The organism is Pandoraea eparura (assembly GCF_902459725.1).
Classification (GTDB): Bacteria; Pseudomonadota; Gammaproteobacteria; order Burkholderiales; family Burkholderiaceae; genus Pandoraea; species Pandoraea eparura.
Genome location: NZ_CABPSH010000003.1, coordinates 299,358 through 315,061 on the forward strand (window position 1 = coordinate 299,358; position 15,704 = coordinate 315,061).

The 15,704-nt window shown below is 65.2% G+C and carries 14 protein-coding genes; 6 read left to right on the forward strand and 8 right to left on the reverse strand.

All coding sequences use genetic code 11. The annotated features are described in order from the left end of the window. The first annotated feature begins 5 nt into the window (after nucleotides 1–5). The 5 genes from PEP31012_RS09305 (at nucleotide 6) to serB (ending at nucleotide 5,189) form a co-directional block, all read left to right on the forward strand. Nucleotides 6–1,034 (forward strand): threonine/serine dehydratase family protein, encoded by a 1,029-nt coding sequence (locus PEP31012_RS09305; protein WP_150589067.1) that lies wholly within the window; start codon nucleotides 6–8, stop codon nucleotides 1,032–1,034. A gap of 143 nt (nucleotides 1,035–1,177) precedes the next feature. Next, nucleotides 1,178–2,203, forward strand: coding sequence for an ornithine cyclodeaminase family protein (locus PEP31012_RS09310; RefSeq protein ID WP_150589068.1), 1,026 nt, complete (start codon nucleotides 1,178–1,180; stop codon nucleotides 2,201–2,203). A gap of 297 nt (nucleotides 2,204–2,500) precedes the next feature. Next, nucleotides 2,501–3,067 (forward strand): cysteine hydrolase family protein, encoded by a 567-nt coding sequence (locus PEP31012_RS09315; RefSeq protein ID WP_150589069.1) that lies wholly within the window; start codon nucleotides 2,501–2,503, stop codon nucleotides 3,065–3,067. A 53-nt stretch (nucleotides 3,068–3,120) separates the two neighbouring features. After that, nucleotides 3,121–4,155, forward strand: coding sequence for a GlxA family transcriptional regulator (locus PEP31012_RS09320; protein WP_150589070.1), 1,035 nt, complete (start codon nucleotides 3,121–3,123; stop codon nucleotides 4,153–4,155). Nucleotides 4,156–4,292: 137 nt separating this feature from the next. Further along, complete coding sequence (gene serB / locus PEP31012_RS09325; RefSeq protein ID WP_150589071.1) at nucleotides 4,293–5,189, forward strand: phosphoserine phosphatase SerB; 897 nt, start codon at nucleotides 4,293–4,295, stop codon at nucleotides 5,187–5,189. 72 nt (nucleotides 5,190–5,261) lie between these two features. Here serB and PEP31012_RS09330 read toward each other — a convergent pair whose 3' ends face one another. From PEP31012_RS09330 to phaC, 8 genes are all read right to left on the reverse strand, one after another. Beyond that, the gene (locus PEP31012_RS09330) at nucleotides 5,262–6,479 is read right to left on the reverse strand and encodes a cystathionine beta-lyase (RefSeq protein ID WP_150589072.1); all 1,218 of its coding nucleotides are present in this window, start codon (nucleotides 6,477–6,479) and stop codon (nucleotides 5,262–5,264) included. A gap of 52 nt (nucleotides 6,480–6,531) precedes the next feature. Continuing rightward, nucleotides 6,532–7,713: a beta-ketothiolase BktB gene (gene bktB, locus PEP31012_RS09335; protein WP_150589073.1), complete on the reverse strand. Its 1,182-nt coding sequence runs from the start codon at nucleotides 7,711–7,713 to the stop codon at nucleotides 6,532–6,534. 164 nt (nucleotides 7,714–7,877) lie between these two features. After that, a complete protein-coding gene (locus tag PEP31012_RS09340; protein ID WP_150589074.1) occupies nucleotides 7,878–8,813 on the reverse strand; it encodes a sugar kinase in 936 nt (311 codons plus the stop codon). Continuing rightward, nucleotides 8,813–10,180, reverse strand: coding sequence for a 30S ribosomal protein S12 methylthiotransferase RimO (gene rimO / locus PEP31012_RS09345; RefSeq protein ID WP_150589075.1), 1,368 nt, complete (start codon nucleotides 10,178–10,180; stop codon nucleotides 8,813–8,815). Before rimO ends, PEP31012_RS09340 begins: the two co-directional genes overlap by 1 nt. Nucleotides 10,181–10,434: 254 nt before the next feature. Beyond that, nucleotides 10,435–11,010 (reverse strand): polyhydroxyalkanoate synthesis repressor PhaR, encoded by a 576-nt coding sequence (gene phaR / locus PEP31012_RS09350; RefSeq protein WP_150589076.1) that lies wholly within the window; start codon nucleotides 11,008–11,010, stop codon nucleotides 10,435–10,437. 158 nt (nucleotides 11,011–11,168) lie between these two features. Then, the gene (locus PEP31012_RS09355) at nucleotides 11,169–11,909 is read right to left on the reverse strand and encodes a 3-ketoacyl-ACP reductase (RefSeq protein ID WP_150589077.1); all 741 of its coding nucleotides are present in this window, start codon (nucleotides 11,907–11,909) and stop codon (nucleotides 11,169–11,171) included. Between the two features lie 183 nt (nucleotides 11,910–12,092). After that, nucleotides 12,093–13,274, reverse strand: a complete 1,182-nt coding sequence (locus tag PEP31012_RS09360) for an acetyl-CoA C-acetyltransferase (RefSeq protein WP_150589078.1) — start codon at nucleotides 13,272–13,274, stop codon at nucleotides 12,093–12,095. A 61-nt stretch (nucleotides 13,275–13,335) separates the two neighbouring features. Next, nucleotides 13,336–15,186: a class I poly(R)-hydroxyalkanoic acid synthase gene (gene phaC, locus PEP31012_RS09365; RefSeq protein ID WP_174978176.1), complete on the reverse strand. Its 1,851-nt coding sequence runs from the start codon at nucleotides 15,184–15,186 to the stop codon at nucleotides 13,336–13,338. 190 nt (nucleotides 15,187–15,376) lie between these two features. Here phaC and PEP31012_RS09370 point away from each other — a divergent pair, with 190 nt between their 5' ends. Further along, nucleotides 15,377–15,685: a hypothetical protein gene (locus tag PEP31012_RS09370; RefSeq protein WP_150589079.1), complete on the forward strand. Its 309-nt coding sequence runs from the start codon at nucleotides 15,377–15,379 to the stop codon at nucleotides 15,683–15,685. Nucleotides 15,686–15,704: the final 19 nt, after the last annotated feature.

Below are 15,704 nucleotides of genomic sequence, written 5' to 3' on the forward strand. Positions count from 1 at the left end.
TCCCAGTGACGCAACCGACCCCTGCCCCGCACGCCGAGACCCTCGACGGGCAACCCGTTCCGACCCGCGACGCCATCGCCGCCTTGCACGACAAGCTGCGCCCGTATGTGCGCACGACGCCGGTGTTCACGCGCAGCGACTTTCCAACGCTGGGCGACACCCAGGTGACGTTCAAGTACGAGCTGCTGCAGGCGTCCGGCACATTCAAGGCGCGCGGCGCGTTCTCGAACCTGCTCTCGCTCGACGACGCGCAGCGCAAGGCGGGCGTGACCTGTGTGTCCGCCGGCAACCATGCCGTGGCGGTCGCCTATGCCGCGCAAGCGATGGGGATCTCCGCCAAGACGGTCATGCTCAAGACCGCCAGCCCGGCACGCTCCTCGCTGTGCCGCGAGTATGGCGCCGAGCTGATCTTGGCGGAAAACGTCCATGAGGCGTTCGAGATGGTCAAGCGTGTGGAGCAAGAGGAAGGCCGCTACTTCGTGCATCCGTTCAACGGTTACCGCACCGTGCTGGGCACGGCCACGCTGGGCTACGAGTGGGCACAGCAAGCCCCCGATCTCGACGCCGTGATCGTGCCCATCGGCGGCGGCGGGCTGATTGCCGGCGTGGCAACGGCGTTCAAGCGGTTCGCCCCGCACGTGAAGGTGTACGGTGTGGAGCCGGCGGGTGCCGACTCGATGGCACAAAGCTTCGCCACGGGCGGCCCCGTCAAGATGGGATCGATGAGCGGCATTGCCGACAGCCTGATGGCACCGCACTCGGAGTTGTACAGCTACACGCTGTGCCGCCGTCATATCGACGAACTGGTCACAGTGACCGACGACCAGATGCGCGCGGGCATGCTCACGCTGTTCCGTCAACTGAAGCTGGCCGTGGAGCCGGCGTGTGCCGCGGCTACCGCCGCGCTGATGGGCCCGCTGCGTGAAAAACTCGTGGGCCAGCGCGTGGGGGTGCTGCTGTGCGGCACCAACACCGACACGGCTACGTTCAACCGGCATATCGAAGCCGCCCTCGCGGCCGAAGCGAGCAGTTGAGCGACTTCACGTCGCAGTCGTGCGGCTGTCGTGCGGCTCTCCGACGCGACCCCAGGGTCGCGTCGTCGCGTGAGCGCCAGCCGCTTTCAGACCTTTCCGGCACATTCCAACACGTCTTTCCCGCCCCTTCACCAGGATGCCGCATGTCCGCCACCTCGCCCACGCCGCCCGTACTGCTGCTCGACGCCTCGCAAATCGCCGCGCTCATGCCCGTGGCGGATGCGATTCCCGTCATGTCCGAGATGTTCGGCGCCCTGGCCCGCGAGCAGATTCACCTGCCGTTGCGCCAGATCATCCGTCCGCCCGAGGCGCTCGGCGCGAAGGGCATGCTCGGCATGATGCCCGCGTTCCTGGGCGGCACGGCGGCCGGCATGCCGGTCTACGGCGCTAAGGTCGGCACCTTCTTTCCCGGCAACAGCACCCTCGGCAAGGATCCGCATCAAGGCTGCGTCCTGTTGATGAGCGGCCTGACGGGGGAACTCCTCGCGATCATGAACGCGGCGGAGATCACCGGCATTCGCACCGCCGCCGTGACGGGGCTCGCGACACGGCGACTCGCCCGCCACGACGCCACGCGTCTCGCGCTGATCGGCGCCGGTCATCAGGCGCACTGGCATCTCGCGGCGCTTGCCGCGGCGCGCGAACTGCGACACGTGCGCGTCGCGAGCCGCTCGCTCGCGAGCGCGCAGGCGTTCGTCGACAGGGAACAACCGAACTACGGCTTTCGCCTCGAAGCCGTGCAGAGCGTCGAAGCGGCCGTGCGCGACACCGATATCGTGGTCACAGTGACCAACGCCACTGACCCGGTATTGCAAGCCGGCTGGATTGCACCGGGCACGCACGTCAACCTGGTGGGCAGCAGCACGCCGCGTCACCGCGAGGCCGACACCGCGCTCATGGCGCGTGCGCAATTGTTCGTCGACCGGCGCGAGTCGACGATCCACGAATCCGGCGACTATCTTGCCGCAGCCGCCGAGGGCGGCATCGGGCCGGAGGACCTGCTCGCGGAACTCGGTGAGCTGGTCATTGGCAAGCACCCCGGACGCACCGATGCCGAAGCCGTCACGTTGTTCAAATCGCTCGGCATGGGCGCGCAGGATGTTGCGCTTGCCGCCGCGCTGTATGAGCGCGCCCAAGCCGCGGGCATTGGCACAAGCGTCGCGATCTGAGCGTCCGACGCGCCGATAGCGAGGGTGGCGCGCAGGTTCGACGGGGTTGACGGGGTTGACGGGGTTGACGGGGTTGACGGGGTTGACGGGGTTGGTGGGGTTGGTGGGTTCGATCGGGGAGGCGGGAGACGGGAGACGAGTTCCATAGGTTCGACTGACTCGACGGAGACGACCGAGGCGACGCGTCGCCCAACCTGATGTCCGGATCCGTCCGGTTCCGGTCTGCGGGTGGGCTGTCGGGGCGTCGGGAGACGCCATAAGATGTCCCCATCGTCACCTGACCCTACGGAGTCGTTCATGTCGCAAAACCAAGCCGCCCAAACCTCCCGCACCGCCCTGCTCGTCATCGACGCCCAGGAATCATTCCGCCAGCGCCCGTACTGGCGCGAAGACGATCTCGCCACGTATTTCGATCGCCAGCAGGCACTGGTCGACGGCGCCGTGGCGCGCGGCGTGCCTGTCGTGCAGGTCTTCCACATTGGCTCGGGCGCGTTCTCGCGCGATTCCGGCTTCGTACGCACGCTCGAAGAACTGCGCATCGCCCCGGCATTCACGGTGGACAAGGTCAAGCACAGCGCCCTGGCCGGCTCCACGCTCGGCGCATGGCTCGTCGAGCATGGCATCACACGCCTGATCGTCTCGGGCATCCGCACCGAGCAGTGCTGCGAGACGACCACGCGCGCCGCGTCAGACGCCGGTTATGCGGTGGACTTCGTCACCGAGGCCACCCTCACGTTCCCGATGCAGCACCCGCGCACCGGGCGCGAGCTGTCGGTCGCGGAGTTGAAGGAGCGCACGGAGACCGTGCTCGTCGATCGCTTCGCTCGCATCGTGACGGTTGAGGAAGCGCTCGCCGCGGTGTAATGTCGAGTTCAACCCGCACACGTTGTCCGAATCTGACCTGAATGCCCGCTGCGATGCCGCGATTGCAACCCGTCTACCTGCTGGTCATGCCCGATGCGCTGCTGCTCGACGTGGCGGCACCCGCCGAAGCCTTGCGCATCGCCAATCATCAGCAGGACGACGTGCGCTTTGTGTTGCATTACGTCGGCACGCAGCCCACGGTGGCGACGTCGATCGGCCTGTGCGTCTCGCCGCTCGCGGTATTGCCGGACGAGATCCCCGACGACGCCTGGCTGGTCGTCACGGGAACCGTCGAAAAGCCGCTGCCGGTGCCGGTGCGGGTTCCGGTGCCGGCGGTAGACGGCGGCACGGCACCGGACGTCTCGGTAGCGTCCCCGGAAGATGCCGAGTCCCTTGCCATCGCCTGGCTTCAGCGCGTCGTACGTTCCACGCATCAACTGGCCTGCATCTGCACTGGCGCGCTGTTGGCCGCACGCGCGGGACTGCTCGACGCCCGCGCCTGCACCACGCATCACGGCAGTTGCGACGCCCTGCGCACGTTGGCACCAAGTGCCCGGGTGGCCGACAATCGGCTTTACGTGCATGACGGCAATGTGTGGACGAGCGCGGGCGTGACCACCGGCCTCGATCTGATGCTCACGCTCATCGCCGATGCCACCGGCCCGCTGTGCGCGGCGGCCGTTGCGCGCCAGATGGTCGTCTACGCCCGACGCGCGGGCGCCGACCCGCAGTTGTCCCCGTGGCTCGAAGGCCGCAATCATTTGCACCCGGCACTGCATCGCGTGCAGGACGCCATCGCCGCCGATCCCGCGCACGACTGGACGCTCGCCTCGATGGCGGACATCGCTTGCGCGAGCGAGCGGCACGTGACCCGGCTCTTTCGCGAGCACGCGGGCGTCGCGCCCATCGATTACCTGCATCGGCTGCGCATCGCGCTGGCGCGCGAAATGCTCGGCAATAGCCAGCTCGATCTGGAGCGCATCGCCGAGCGCACCGGCTTCGGGTCGAGCCGGCATCTGCGACGCGTCTGGCACAAGTTCGACGCGCTTCCACCAAGCCGCGCACGTCGCGTCGCCCACGATGGCTGAGGCGAGGCGTCCGGGGCGGGACGATTGACGGCCCGGATGACACGCCCCCTCGGGGAAACTTCGGGAAACCAGCGTCGAATCGCCGCAACCCGGTAGAATGTCGATCGCAAGCAAAACGCACGACTCTCGACTTCACGATGGCCCACGATCTCGTCATTCTGGGCGGCACGCCGCCCGCCACCGCCACTACCCCGGCGACGCCCGCCACCGAATTCCCGTCTCACCTGCAAGCGGCCGTCGGCGCTTTCGTCCCTGGCGCGAACGTCACGTTCACCCCGGGCGCGGCACGCATTGCCGACGTCGTCGACACGCCCGCCCTGCGCGCGGCGATGGGCGCGTTCGCTCAGCAGCACGAGGTCGACACGGTCCTCGTCGACAGCCACCGCCGCCTCACGGACTTCAAGCTGGTGGCCATGGACATGGACTCGACGCTCATCACCATCGAGTGCATCGACGAAATTGCCGACTACTGTGGACTGAAGGCGGAAGTCTCGGCCATCACCGAAGCCGCCATGCGCGGCGAGATCAAGGATTTCAACGAGAGCCTCACGCGACGCGTGGCACTGCTCAAGGGACTCGATGCTAGCGCGTTGGAAAAGGTCTTCGACGAGCGCCTGCAACTCTCGCCCGGCGCCGAAACGATGCTGCACGGCGTGCAGGCACTCGGCATCCGCACGCTGCTGGTGTCCGGTGGCTTCACGTTCTTCACAGAACGATTGAAGACGCGTCTGAATCTGGATGTGACCCGCGCCAACACGCTGGAGATCGTCAACGGCAAGCTCACAGGCCGTGTGCTCGGCGAAATCGTCAATGCCGAGGTCAAGGCACGCACCGTGACGGAAGTGGCGACGCAGCTCGGCGCCCGCCCCGATCAGGCAATCGTCATGGGCGATGGCTCGAACGACCTGCAGATGATGGCCATCGCCGGACTCTCGGTGGCATTTCGTGCGAAACCGGTGGTGCGGGAAAAGGCGTCCGTCGCGCTCAACTACGCCGGACTGGACGCGGTGCTGTCGCTGTTCCGCAAGGATTGACCGTCGCCGGCACGATGTGCCGGCGATGCGCCCCCGCTTTCAAGAGGTTCGGGGGAGCGCCCGCCCCGTCCGTCAGGCGCCGAGGTGCGCCGTCAGACTCGCGTCGATATCGGCCTGCAAATCGCGCACGTCTTCGAGCCCGACGTAGAAACGCACCAGTGCACCCTTGTGCGGCCACGGCGTTGCAGTGCGCATGGACGGCACGCGATACGGCACGACCAGGCTGTGCGCCCCGCCCCAACTGAAACCGATCTTGAACAAGCGCAGCCCTTCGATGAACGCGTCGACCTGCGCGGGCGTGTAGCGCTCGTCGAACACCACCGAGAACAGGCCGCCCGCGCCCGTGAAGTCACGGCGGAAATGCGCATGGCCGGGACAATCGTCCAATGCCGGATGCAGCACCGCCGAGATTTCGTCACGCGTGCCCAGCCACGTCGCCAACGTCATTGCGGCACGATCGTGCGCCTCGAAACGCAGTTGCATGTTCGGCAGACTGCGCAACACGAGGCTGCAATCGTCGGCCGACACCCCGACGCCCATGCGCATGCGCGCCTGCTTCAGACGGTGGTGCACGGTGTCGTCGACCGTCACGACCGAGCCCATCAGCACGTCGCTGCCGCCCGATTGGTACTTGGTGAGGGCCTGCACCGAGATATCCACGCCGTGATCGAACGGACGGAACGCCAGGCCAGCGGAATACGTGTTGTCGATGGCGGTGAGCACCCCACGCTCACGCGCCACCCGCGCGATGGCCGGCACGTCGGGCACCTCCATCGTCACCGAGCCCGGGGCCTCGAGCCAGATCACCCGCGTATTGGGCTGAATCAGCGCACCGATGGAGTCGCCGATCATCGGATCGTAATAGCGCACCGAGATACCGAACGACTCGGCGAGCCAGTCGCCGTGCTCTCGGTTCGGGCTGTAGGCATTGTCCGGGATGAGGACGTCGTCACCACTTTTGACGAGACCGAAGTACACGTTGGAGATTGCGGCAAGCCCCGAGGGAAACAGCAGGCAGTGCTTGCCGCCCTCGAGCGCCGCCAGTCGCCGCATCAACTCCATCGACGTAGGGGTGGCGTGCAGACCATAGCGCCACTGGCTGTCGTTCTTCCAGTCGAGCGCGCGCATGGCGGCCAGATCGGGGAAGATCACCGTCGATGCACGGGCGACGGGCACCGGCATCGCGGCAAACCCTGCCGGCACATGCGTGTCGGTATGCAGAATATTCGTTTGCCAGTGCCAGCCGTTGGCTTCCGGCGTATCGAGGGGCTTACGATTGTCTTGCGTCATTACGGCTCCGGAAAGACTCGGGCCGGCAACGACACCGGCCCCCGGGAGTAACTTACACGCGCTCGAACACGGCGGCAATGCCCTGACCGCCGCCAATGCACATGGTCACCAGCGCGTAGCGTCCGCCGATGCGCTGCAACTCGTGCAAGGCCTTGACCGTGATCAGCGCACCGGTCGCGCCGATCGGGTGTCCCAGCGAAATGCCGGAACCGTTCGGATTCACCTTGGCCGGATCGAAGCCGAGATCGCGCGTGACCGCACACGCCTGGGCCGCGAACGCCTCGTTGGCTTCGACGACATCGATGTCGTCGACCTTGAGTCCGGCGCGCTCCAGCGCCTTGCGCGACGCCGGCACCGGCCCGATGCCCATATAGTTCGGATCGACACCGGCATGGGCATAGCTGACCAGGCGCGCGAGTGGCTTGGCGCCGCGACGCTCGGCTTCGGCGCGCTCCATGAGGATCAGGGCGGCGGCGGCGTCGTTCAGACCCGATGCATTCCCGGCAGTGACGGTGCCGTCCTTCTCGAATACGGGACGCAGCTTCGCCATGTCGGCCAGCGTCACATCCGCGCGCACGTGTTCATCGGTCGTGAACGACACGTCGCCTTTCTTCGACTTGATCGCGATGGGCACAATCTGGTCGTTGAAATAGCCAGCCGCCATGGCGCGCGCGGCGCGTTGATGCGACTCGACCGCGAGACGGTCCTGATCGTCGCGCGTGATACCCCATTTCTTGGCGATGTTCTCTGCGGTCACGCCCATATGAATGTTGGCGAAGGGATCGTGCAACGCGCCGAGCATCATGTCGACCAGACGCGATTCGCCCATGCGCGTGCCCCAGCGGGCACCCGGCATCACGTACGGGGCCCGGCTCATGCTCTCCGCACCGCCCGCCATCGCCACGTCCGTGTCGCCCAGCAGAATCGACTGCGCGGCGGACACGACCGCCTGAAGACCGGAGCCGCACAGGCGATTGACGGTCATCGCCGGCGCATGCTGGCTAACACCTGCCTCGATCGAGGCCACGCGGGCCAGATACATATCCTTGGGTTCGGTGTGAATGACGTTGCCGAACACCACGTGGCCGACGTCGTCGCCGCCAACCTGAGCGCGCGCCATGGCCTCGCGCGCGACGATGGCACCGAGCTGCGTCGGTGCGAAATCCTTCAGGCTGCCGCCAAAATCTCCAATCGCGGTGCGCACACCGCTGACGATCACGACTTCTCGTTGCATGTCTCTTCTCCGGATGAATATCAGCTGGCAACGAGTATAGCGCCACGGGAGTTACCGCGATGTCCGGCGCACTGGAGGGAAACTTCGATGAGTGAGATTGCGGGCGAAGCGAAGGGGAAGCCGGGGCATCGGCGTGCCCCGGCAGGTCATGCGTTGATGGCGGATCAGCCCGCCAGTGTCTGGAGCACCTGCTCGGCGCGCGGGACGGGTGCGACGGCGCCGTATCCGGTCGTCGACAACGCTGCGCAGACGTTCGCGTAGCGCGCCGCCGCGAACGGATCGTCGCCCAGCGCCAGACGGGCCACAAAGGCCCCGCCAAAGCAATCGCCGGCCCCGGTAGCGTCAACGGCCTTGACCGGATGCGGCGCGACGATACGACGCTCGTCTGGCGTGGCGACGTAGCAGCCCTCGCGCCCCAGCTTGAGCGCCACAACCTTCACGCCGTAGGACAGTAGTGCGTCGAGGATGGCATCGCGATCGTCCAGCCCGGTGACCGCCGTCACGTCGTCCCAGCTCGGCAGGCAGACGTCGGTCAGGCGGAAGGCTTCGCGCATCGTGGCGCGGGCACGGGCCAGCGGCCACAGCTTCAGGCGCAGATTCGTATCGAACGACACGTTGCCGCCAGCCGCGCGGATTATCGACATCGCCTCGAAAGCGGCATCGCAGGCGCTTGCGCTGATCGCCAGGCTGATCCCCGACAGATGCAGGAAGGCGGCCCCCGCCAACGCCTCGCGCGGCAGATCCTGCGGGCAATAACGGCTCGCCGCAGACCCCGCGCGCAGATAGTCGAAATGGTGCCCGCTCTCGTCGTGCGACACGAAATAGACGCCGGTCGGCGCCTGCGCATCGACGCGAACCAAGTTCGTATCGACGGCTTCCTCGCGCCACAGATCAAGCAGCATGCGACCGAAGCGGTCATCGCCGAGCGCGCTCACGAAGCCCGTGCTCACCCCCTGGCGACGCGCCGCGATGGCAAAGTTGGACGTGTCGCCGCCGAAGCCCTGTAAATACTGGCGGGCGTCGCCGGGCGACTGGTTGAACTCGACCATGGCTTCCCCCATGGCCAGCACTTGCGGGATTGACGTAGGCGTGAGCGCCATCAGACCACCTCGCCCCACAGATCGTGGCCGTCGGCGCCGGTCACGGTGACGTTCACGAACTCACCGATCTTCAGCCGCTTGGCGGCCTTCGGGGTGGGCTCGATGTACACGAGGCCGTCGATTTCCGGGGCGTCGGCCGCCGAGCGGGCCACACCACCGTCCTGATTGATCTCGTCGACGATGACCTGGATCGTCGTGCCGACCTTGCGCTGTTGACGCTGCGCCGAGATCTCCTCGGCCACTTCCATGAAGCGTGCGCGGCGTTCCTCACGCACCTCGTCGGGCAACGCCCCCGGCAACTCGTTGGCCTTGGCCCCTTCCACCGGTGAATAGGCAAAACACCCCACGCGATCCAGTTCGGCTTCGCGCAGGAAGTCCAGCAGATACGCGAACTCCGCTTCCGTCTCGCCCGGGAAACCCGCGATGAACGTGCTGCGGATCGTCAGATCCGGACACAGCTTGCGCCACGTCTGAATGCGCTCGAGATTTTTCTCGCCCGAGGCCGGGCGCTTCATGCGCTTGAGCACGTCCGGATGCGCGTGTTGCAGCGGCACGTCGAGATACGGGAGGATGTGCCCCTCGGCCATGAGCGGAATGATCTCGTCGACGTGCGGGTACGGATAGACGTAGTGCAAACGCACCCATGCGCCATATTGCTTGGCCAACTCGCCGAGCGCCGTGACCAGTTCGGTCATGCGGGTCTTGAGCGGACGCCCTGCCCAGAATCCGGTGCGGTACTTCACATCGACACCGTACGCACTGGTGTCCTGCGAGATCACCAGCAGCTCCTTCACACCGGCCTTGAACAAGTTCTCGGCCTCGAGCATCACTTCGGCCACCGGGCGCGAATCGAGATCGCCGCGCATCGACGGAATGATGCAGAACGTGCAGCGGTGATTGCAGCCTTCGGAGATCTTCAGATACGCGTAATGACGCGGCGTGAGCTTGATGCCGGCGGGCGGCACAAGGTCGGAGAAAGGATCGTGCGGCTTCGGCAGATGGGTATGCACCGCGCTCATCACTTCGCCCACGGCATGCGGGCCGGTGACGGCCAGCACCTTCGGGTGCACGGCGCTCACGATGTCCTGACCGGCGGCGTCCTTCTTCGCGCCCAGGCAGCCGGTGACGATCACCTTGCCATTCTCGGCCAGTGCCTCGCCGATGGCGTCGAGGCTTTCCTGGACGGCGTCGTCGATGAAGCCACACGTGTTGACCACCACGAGATCGGCACCGTCATAGGTACCGGCGATGTCATAACCTTCGGCGCGCAGTTGCGTCAGGATTTGCTCGGAGTCGACCAGCGCCTTGGGGCAGCCGAGCGAAACGAAGCCGACCTTGGGGGTGCCGGCGGGCGATGGGCGGGACATGGGGCGAAATCCTGTGAGTAAATTCGGGTAACGTTCGACCGGCGAAGCCTTGGCCTGAGCCCTGCCTCGCGCGGCTGCGGCGATGACACGGTGTCGCGCGTAACGCAGCGCCCACCCTTCGCCGAAAACGCCGCAAGCACTGCCCTGCGGCGAACAACCGCGTATTTTACCCTGTTCGCCCGTAGGGCGTTCCAACTATGTTGCCGATCGTCGCGACGCTCGCCCCGTGCCGCACCGCACCGCCGGCAACCCGTTCAGGGCTTCTTGTTCGGGTCGCCCGGTGCGCCCGGCGCCCCCGGGAACGGGAACGTGCTGAACATGTTCTTCGCCTGGCTTTGCATCTGTTCCTGCATCTGCACGAACAGGTTCTTCGATTGCTCGATGTAGTTGGTCATCATCCCCTGCATCATCGGCGCCTGCATGTTCATGAATTGCGCCCAGACGTCGGGATTGAAGGCCGCGCCTTCGTAGATGCCTTTCGACTGATCGGCCAGCTTGTTCTGAATTTCGATGAACGTCTGGATATTCTTCTCGAGATACGTGCCCATCATGCCCTGCAGCGCATGTCCGTAGAAACGGATGATCTGGGACAGCATGGCGCTCGAGAACATCGGCACACCGCCGGTCTCTTCTTCCAGAATGATCTGCAGCAGAATGCTGCGGGTCAGATCCTCGCCCGACTTGGCATCGACAACCTTGAACTCCTCGGTCTCGAGCACCAATTGCTTCACATCGGCAAGGGTGATGTACGTACTGGTCTGGGTATCGTACAGACGCCGGTTCGGATACTTTTTGATCAGGCGTTCGTCAGTCTTCTTGCTCGCGGCCATGCGGTGGGTTTCCTGCATTTATGAAGGACTTCCCCGACCGGCGGTCGGGGTTAGTCACATATTATCGATTCTAGGACGTTTGCTGCTATGCGGCAAAGCCCTAACCCGCAACAGGGCGCGTGGCGCACGACTGGCCGGCACCCACGCCCCGTTCCCGCTCAGCCCATGTGAAGGCCGCCGTTGAGCGAGAAGTCCGCCCCCGTCGAGAAGCCGGAGTCTTCCGACGCCAGCCATGCCACGATGGAACCGATCTCGCCCGGTTCGCCCAGGCGCTTGACCGGAATCGTCGCCACGATCTTGTCGAGCACGTCCTGACGAATCGAGCGCACCATGTCCGTGCCGATATACCCCGGCGACACCGTGTTGACGGTCACACCCTTGGTCGCCACTTCCTGCGCGAGCGACATCGTGAAGCCATGGATACCGGCTTTGGCCGTCGAGTAGTTCGTCTGACCGAACTGACCCTTTTGTCCGTTGACCGACGAGATGTTGATGATGCGGCCCCAGCCACGCTCGCACATGCCCTCGATGACCTGCTTGGTCACGTTGAACAGGCTCGTGAGGTTGGTGTCGATAACCGCATCCCAGTCTTCGCGGGTCATCTTGCGGAAGACGACGTCGCGCGTGATGCCCGCATTGTTCACCAGCACGTCGACCTCGCCGACTTCGGCCTTGACCTTGTCGAACGCGGCCTTGGTCGATTCCCAGTCACCGACGTTCCCTTCGGATGCGATGAAGTCGAACCCCAACGCTTTCTGATCTTCAAGCCACTTCACGCGGCGCGGCGAATTCGGCCCGCATCCCGCCACGACCTTGAAGCCATCCTTGTGCAGCCGCTGGCAAATGGACGTACCAATACCGCCCATCCCACCTGTCACATATGCAATGCGTTGAGTCATGGAAAGCTTCCCCCAAAAATAGCGACATCTCTGCCGCCTGTTGCGACTGCCAATTGACTGACGCACAAGGCGCGCGTTCCCACGCGTGCCTTTCGTCTCCTGCCGACTTCAGCGTGCGCCCATGCGCACTGGACGCACGGGCGATACCGATTCGATTGTTGTCAAACGCTGTTCCAAGACGCGTCAGACGCGCTCGAGCGCCAACGCAACGCCCATGCCGCCGCCGATACACAGCGAGGCCAGACCGCGACGCGCATCACGGCGCGCCATCTCGTGCAACAACGTCACGAGAATACGGCAGCCCGACGCCCCGATCGGGTGACCGATGGCGATGGCGCCGCCGTTCACGTTGATCTTCGAGGTGTCCCAGCCCATCTGCTGGTTCACGGCCAGTGCCTGCGCCGCAAAGGCTTCGTTGATTTCCATCAGGTCCAGATCGCTGGCCTTCCAGCCCGCACGCGAAAGGCAACGCTGCGATGCCGGCACCGGGCCGATGCCCATCACCTTCGGATCGACGCCCGCATTCGCATACGCCACGATGCGCGCGAGCGGCGTGAGGCCCAATTGTTCAGCGCGCCTGGCCGACATCACGACCACGGCCGCGGCGCCGTCGTTGATGCCCGAGGCATTGGCCGCCGTCACCGTGCCGTCCTTCGCGAATGCAGGCTTCAGGCCCGCGAGCGACTCGGCCGTCACGCCGTGGCGGACGAATTCGTCGGTGTTGAACACCAGCGGATCGCCCTTGCGCTGCGGAATCGAGACCGGCACGATCTCCGCGTCGAAGCGGCCGGCCTTCTGCGCGGCCTCGGCCTTGTTCTGCGAAGCGGCAGCAAACGCGTCCTGCATTTCACGGGTGATGCCATATTCCTTGGCGACGTTCTCTGCCGTGATGCCCATGTGGAACTGGTTGTACACGTCCCACAGGCCATCGACGATCATCGTGTCGATCAGTTTGGCGTCGCCCATGCGGAACCCGTCACGCGAGCCCGGCAGCACATGCGGCGCGGCGCTCATGTTTTCCTGACCGCCCGCCACGACGATGTCGGCGTCGCCCGCGGTGATCGCGTTGGCAGCGAGCATCACGGCCTTCAGGCCCGAGCCGCACACCTTGTTGATCGTCATGGCCGGCACCATGGCGGGCAGCCCTGCCTTGATCGATGCCTGTCGCGCCACGTTCTGGCCCGAGCCCGCCGTGAGCACCTGACCCATGATGACTTCGCTCACGTCCTCGCCCTTGAGCTTCGCGCGCTTGAGAACTTCGTCGATCACGATGGCGCCCAGATCCGGCGCCGCCACCTTGGCGAGCGAGCCGCCAAATTTACCGACCGCGGTGCGCGCAGCCGACACAATTACGATATCCGTCATGTCACTTTCCTCGTTTTCAAATGAGTCGAACCCGCGGGGGATGCCCGTCGTTGCCGCTCGTTCAGGCCTTGGCCTTCACGTAGCGACCGGGCGCCGGTTCGATAGGGGCATAAACAACATTACCATAGGCTTTCGGCGCCTTGACGCGTTTTCCTGCATAGCCCGCCAGCCACTCGCTCCAGTCGCTCCACCAACTGCCGGGGTGTTCCGTCGCGCCGGCCAACCAATCGTCGGCATCGACACCCACGTCGTCGTTGCGCCAGTAGCTGCGCTTCTTCTTGGCCGGCGGATTGACCACGCCCGCGATGTGACCGGAGGCACCAAGCACGAAGCGACGTTCGCCGCCAAGCAACGGCAGCGAACGGAACGCCGACGTCCACGGCACGATGTGATCCTCGCGCGAACCGAACACGTATGCCGGGGCATCGATGCCGCCCAGATCCAGCGGCACACCGCACGTCTGCACCACGCCCGGCCGCTTCAATTCGTTCTGCAGGTACAGATGGCGCAGGTACCAACAGAACATCGGCCCCGGCAGATTGGTGCCATCACCGTTCCAGTACAGCAAGTCGAACGGCTGAGGCGCATTGCCCTTCAGATAGCTGTCGACCACATAATTCCAGACGAGGTCGTTCGGGCGCAGGAACGAGAACGTATTCGCCAGCTCCACGCCGCGCATGAGGCCCGGCGCACGCCCGGCGCCACCGCCGATCGTCTGCTCGCGAAATTGCACATGCGGCTCGTCGATGAAGACGTCGAGCACGCCGGTATCGGAAAAGTCCAGCAGCGTCGTCAGCAAGGTCACGCTCGCGACCGGCGACCTGGCGCCCTTCTGACCCTTCGCGGCGAATACCGCAAGCGCGGCGGCGAGCAACGTCCCGCCGACGCAGAAGCCGAGCGCGTTGATCTGCGGCTGCCCGCTGATCTCGCGCACCACGTCGATTGCCGCAATCGGCCCCTCGCCCACATAGTCGTCCCACGTCTTGTGCGCGAGCGACGCATCGGGGTTGCGCCACGACACGACAAACACCGTGTTGCCCTGCTCCACCGCGTAGCGGATCAATGAGTTCTCGGGCTGCAGGTCGAGGATGTAGTACTTGTTGATGCACGGCGGCACGACGAGCAGCGCGCGCTGATGCACCGTCGGCGTGAGCGGTTTGTACTGGATGAGCTGGATCAGGTCGTTCTCGAAGACCACAGCGCCTTCGGTCGTCGCCACGTTGCGACCGACTTCGAACGCCGTCTCATCGGTTTGCGACACCTTGCCCTTGCCCATGTCGGCAAGCAGGTGCTGCATGCCGTTGAGCAGACTGTCGCCCTTCGTCTGCACGAGGCGCTGCTGCGCGTCGGGATTGGTCGCAATGAAGTTGGCCGGCGAACTGGCCGCTACCCATTGCTCGATGGCAAACCGAATCCGCTCGCGCGTCTTGGCGTCGGCATCGACCAGCTCGGCCATGCGCAGCAGGAAGCGACCATTGAGCAGATACAACGCCGCGGGCAAGGCGTAGAACGGATTGCGCCAGCCATCGCCCGCGAAACGCCGGTCGCCCAGCGCAGGCGCAGAGTCCAGTCCAGGTTGCGCGAAGCTGGCGACAAGTTCGGAAAATTCGCGGGCGTATTCCGTCTGAAGCGCATTCAGACGCGCCGGATCGACGTGCAATGACGTCGGCGGCGGCAGGCTGCCCGCCTTGCCCAGGAGATCGAAAAGCCCCGCGAACGGATTCGCGGCAGAGGGTGCCCCAGGGGCGGCGGAGAATGACGGGCCGGCAACCCCCGGCATCGCCCCGAACAATTGTTGGGCGGCCTTGAACCACTGCGACATGTCCTGAGCGGAGAGCGAAGCGGAGGGAAACTGCTTGGCAAACGAGGCGGCAAACGAGGCCGGATCGAAGTTGGCACTGGCGCGATTCATGGTAGCCTGAGTGTCACGTTCGTTGCGTTCACGGGCGGCGCCCGAAACGCGGTGGCACGCAGCGCTTGCTTAGCGATCCGCCCCACCTGCGAAGCATTCTTGCGTGCGCGCGCAAGCGTGTCAATGCTTGCAACGTACGTCCTGCCTGCATTTTTTGTCGTCCCACCGATTTGAATACGCGTTTGTCCCGATGCTGATCATCATTCTCGGCTGGCTTTATGTCATTGCGATGGTTGCCATCACCGCACCGAGCATTGCACTGGGTATCGTTATCTTTCTCGGCGGCGGCCTCGCCCCGACGGTACTCTGGCTCTACATCGCAGGAAGTCGGATGCGGCGTGCCCGCCGGCTGCGCCCCGATGACGCCGTCACCCAAACCCTTTCTCCACCCGATCACGACACCACGCCGCGCTCGGCCTCTACACCCACGGCATCCCCGACACCCCCTACCGCACCTACGCCACCTACGCCACCTGCGCCACCTGCGCCGCCACATTGACCTGTCTCCCCTGATGAAG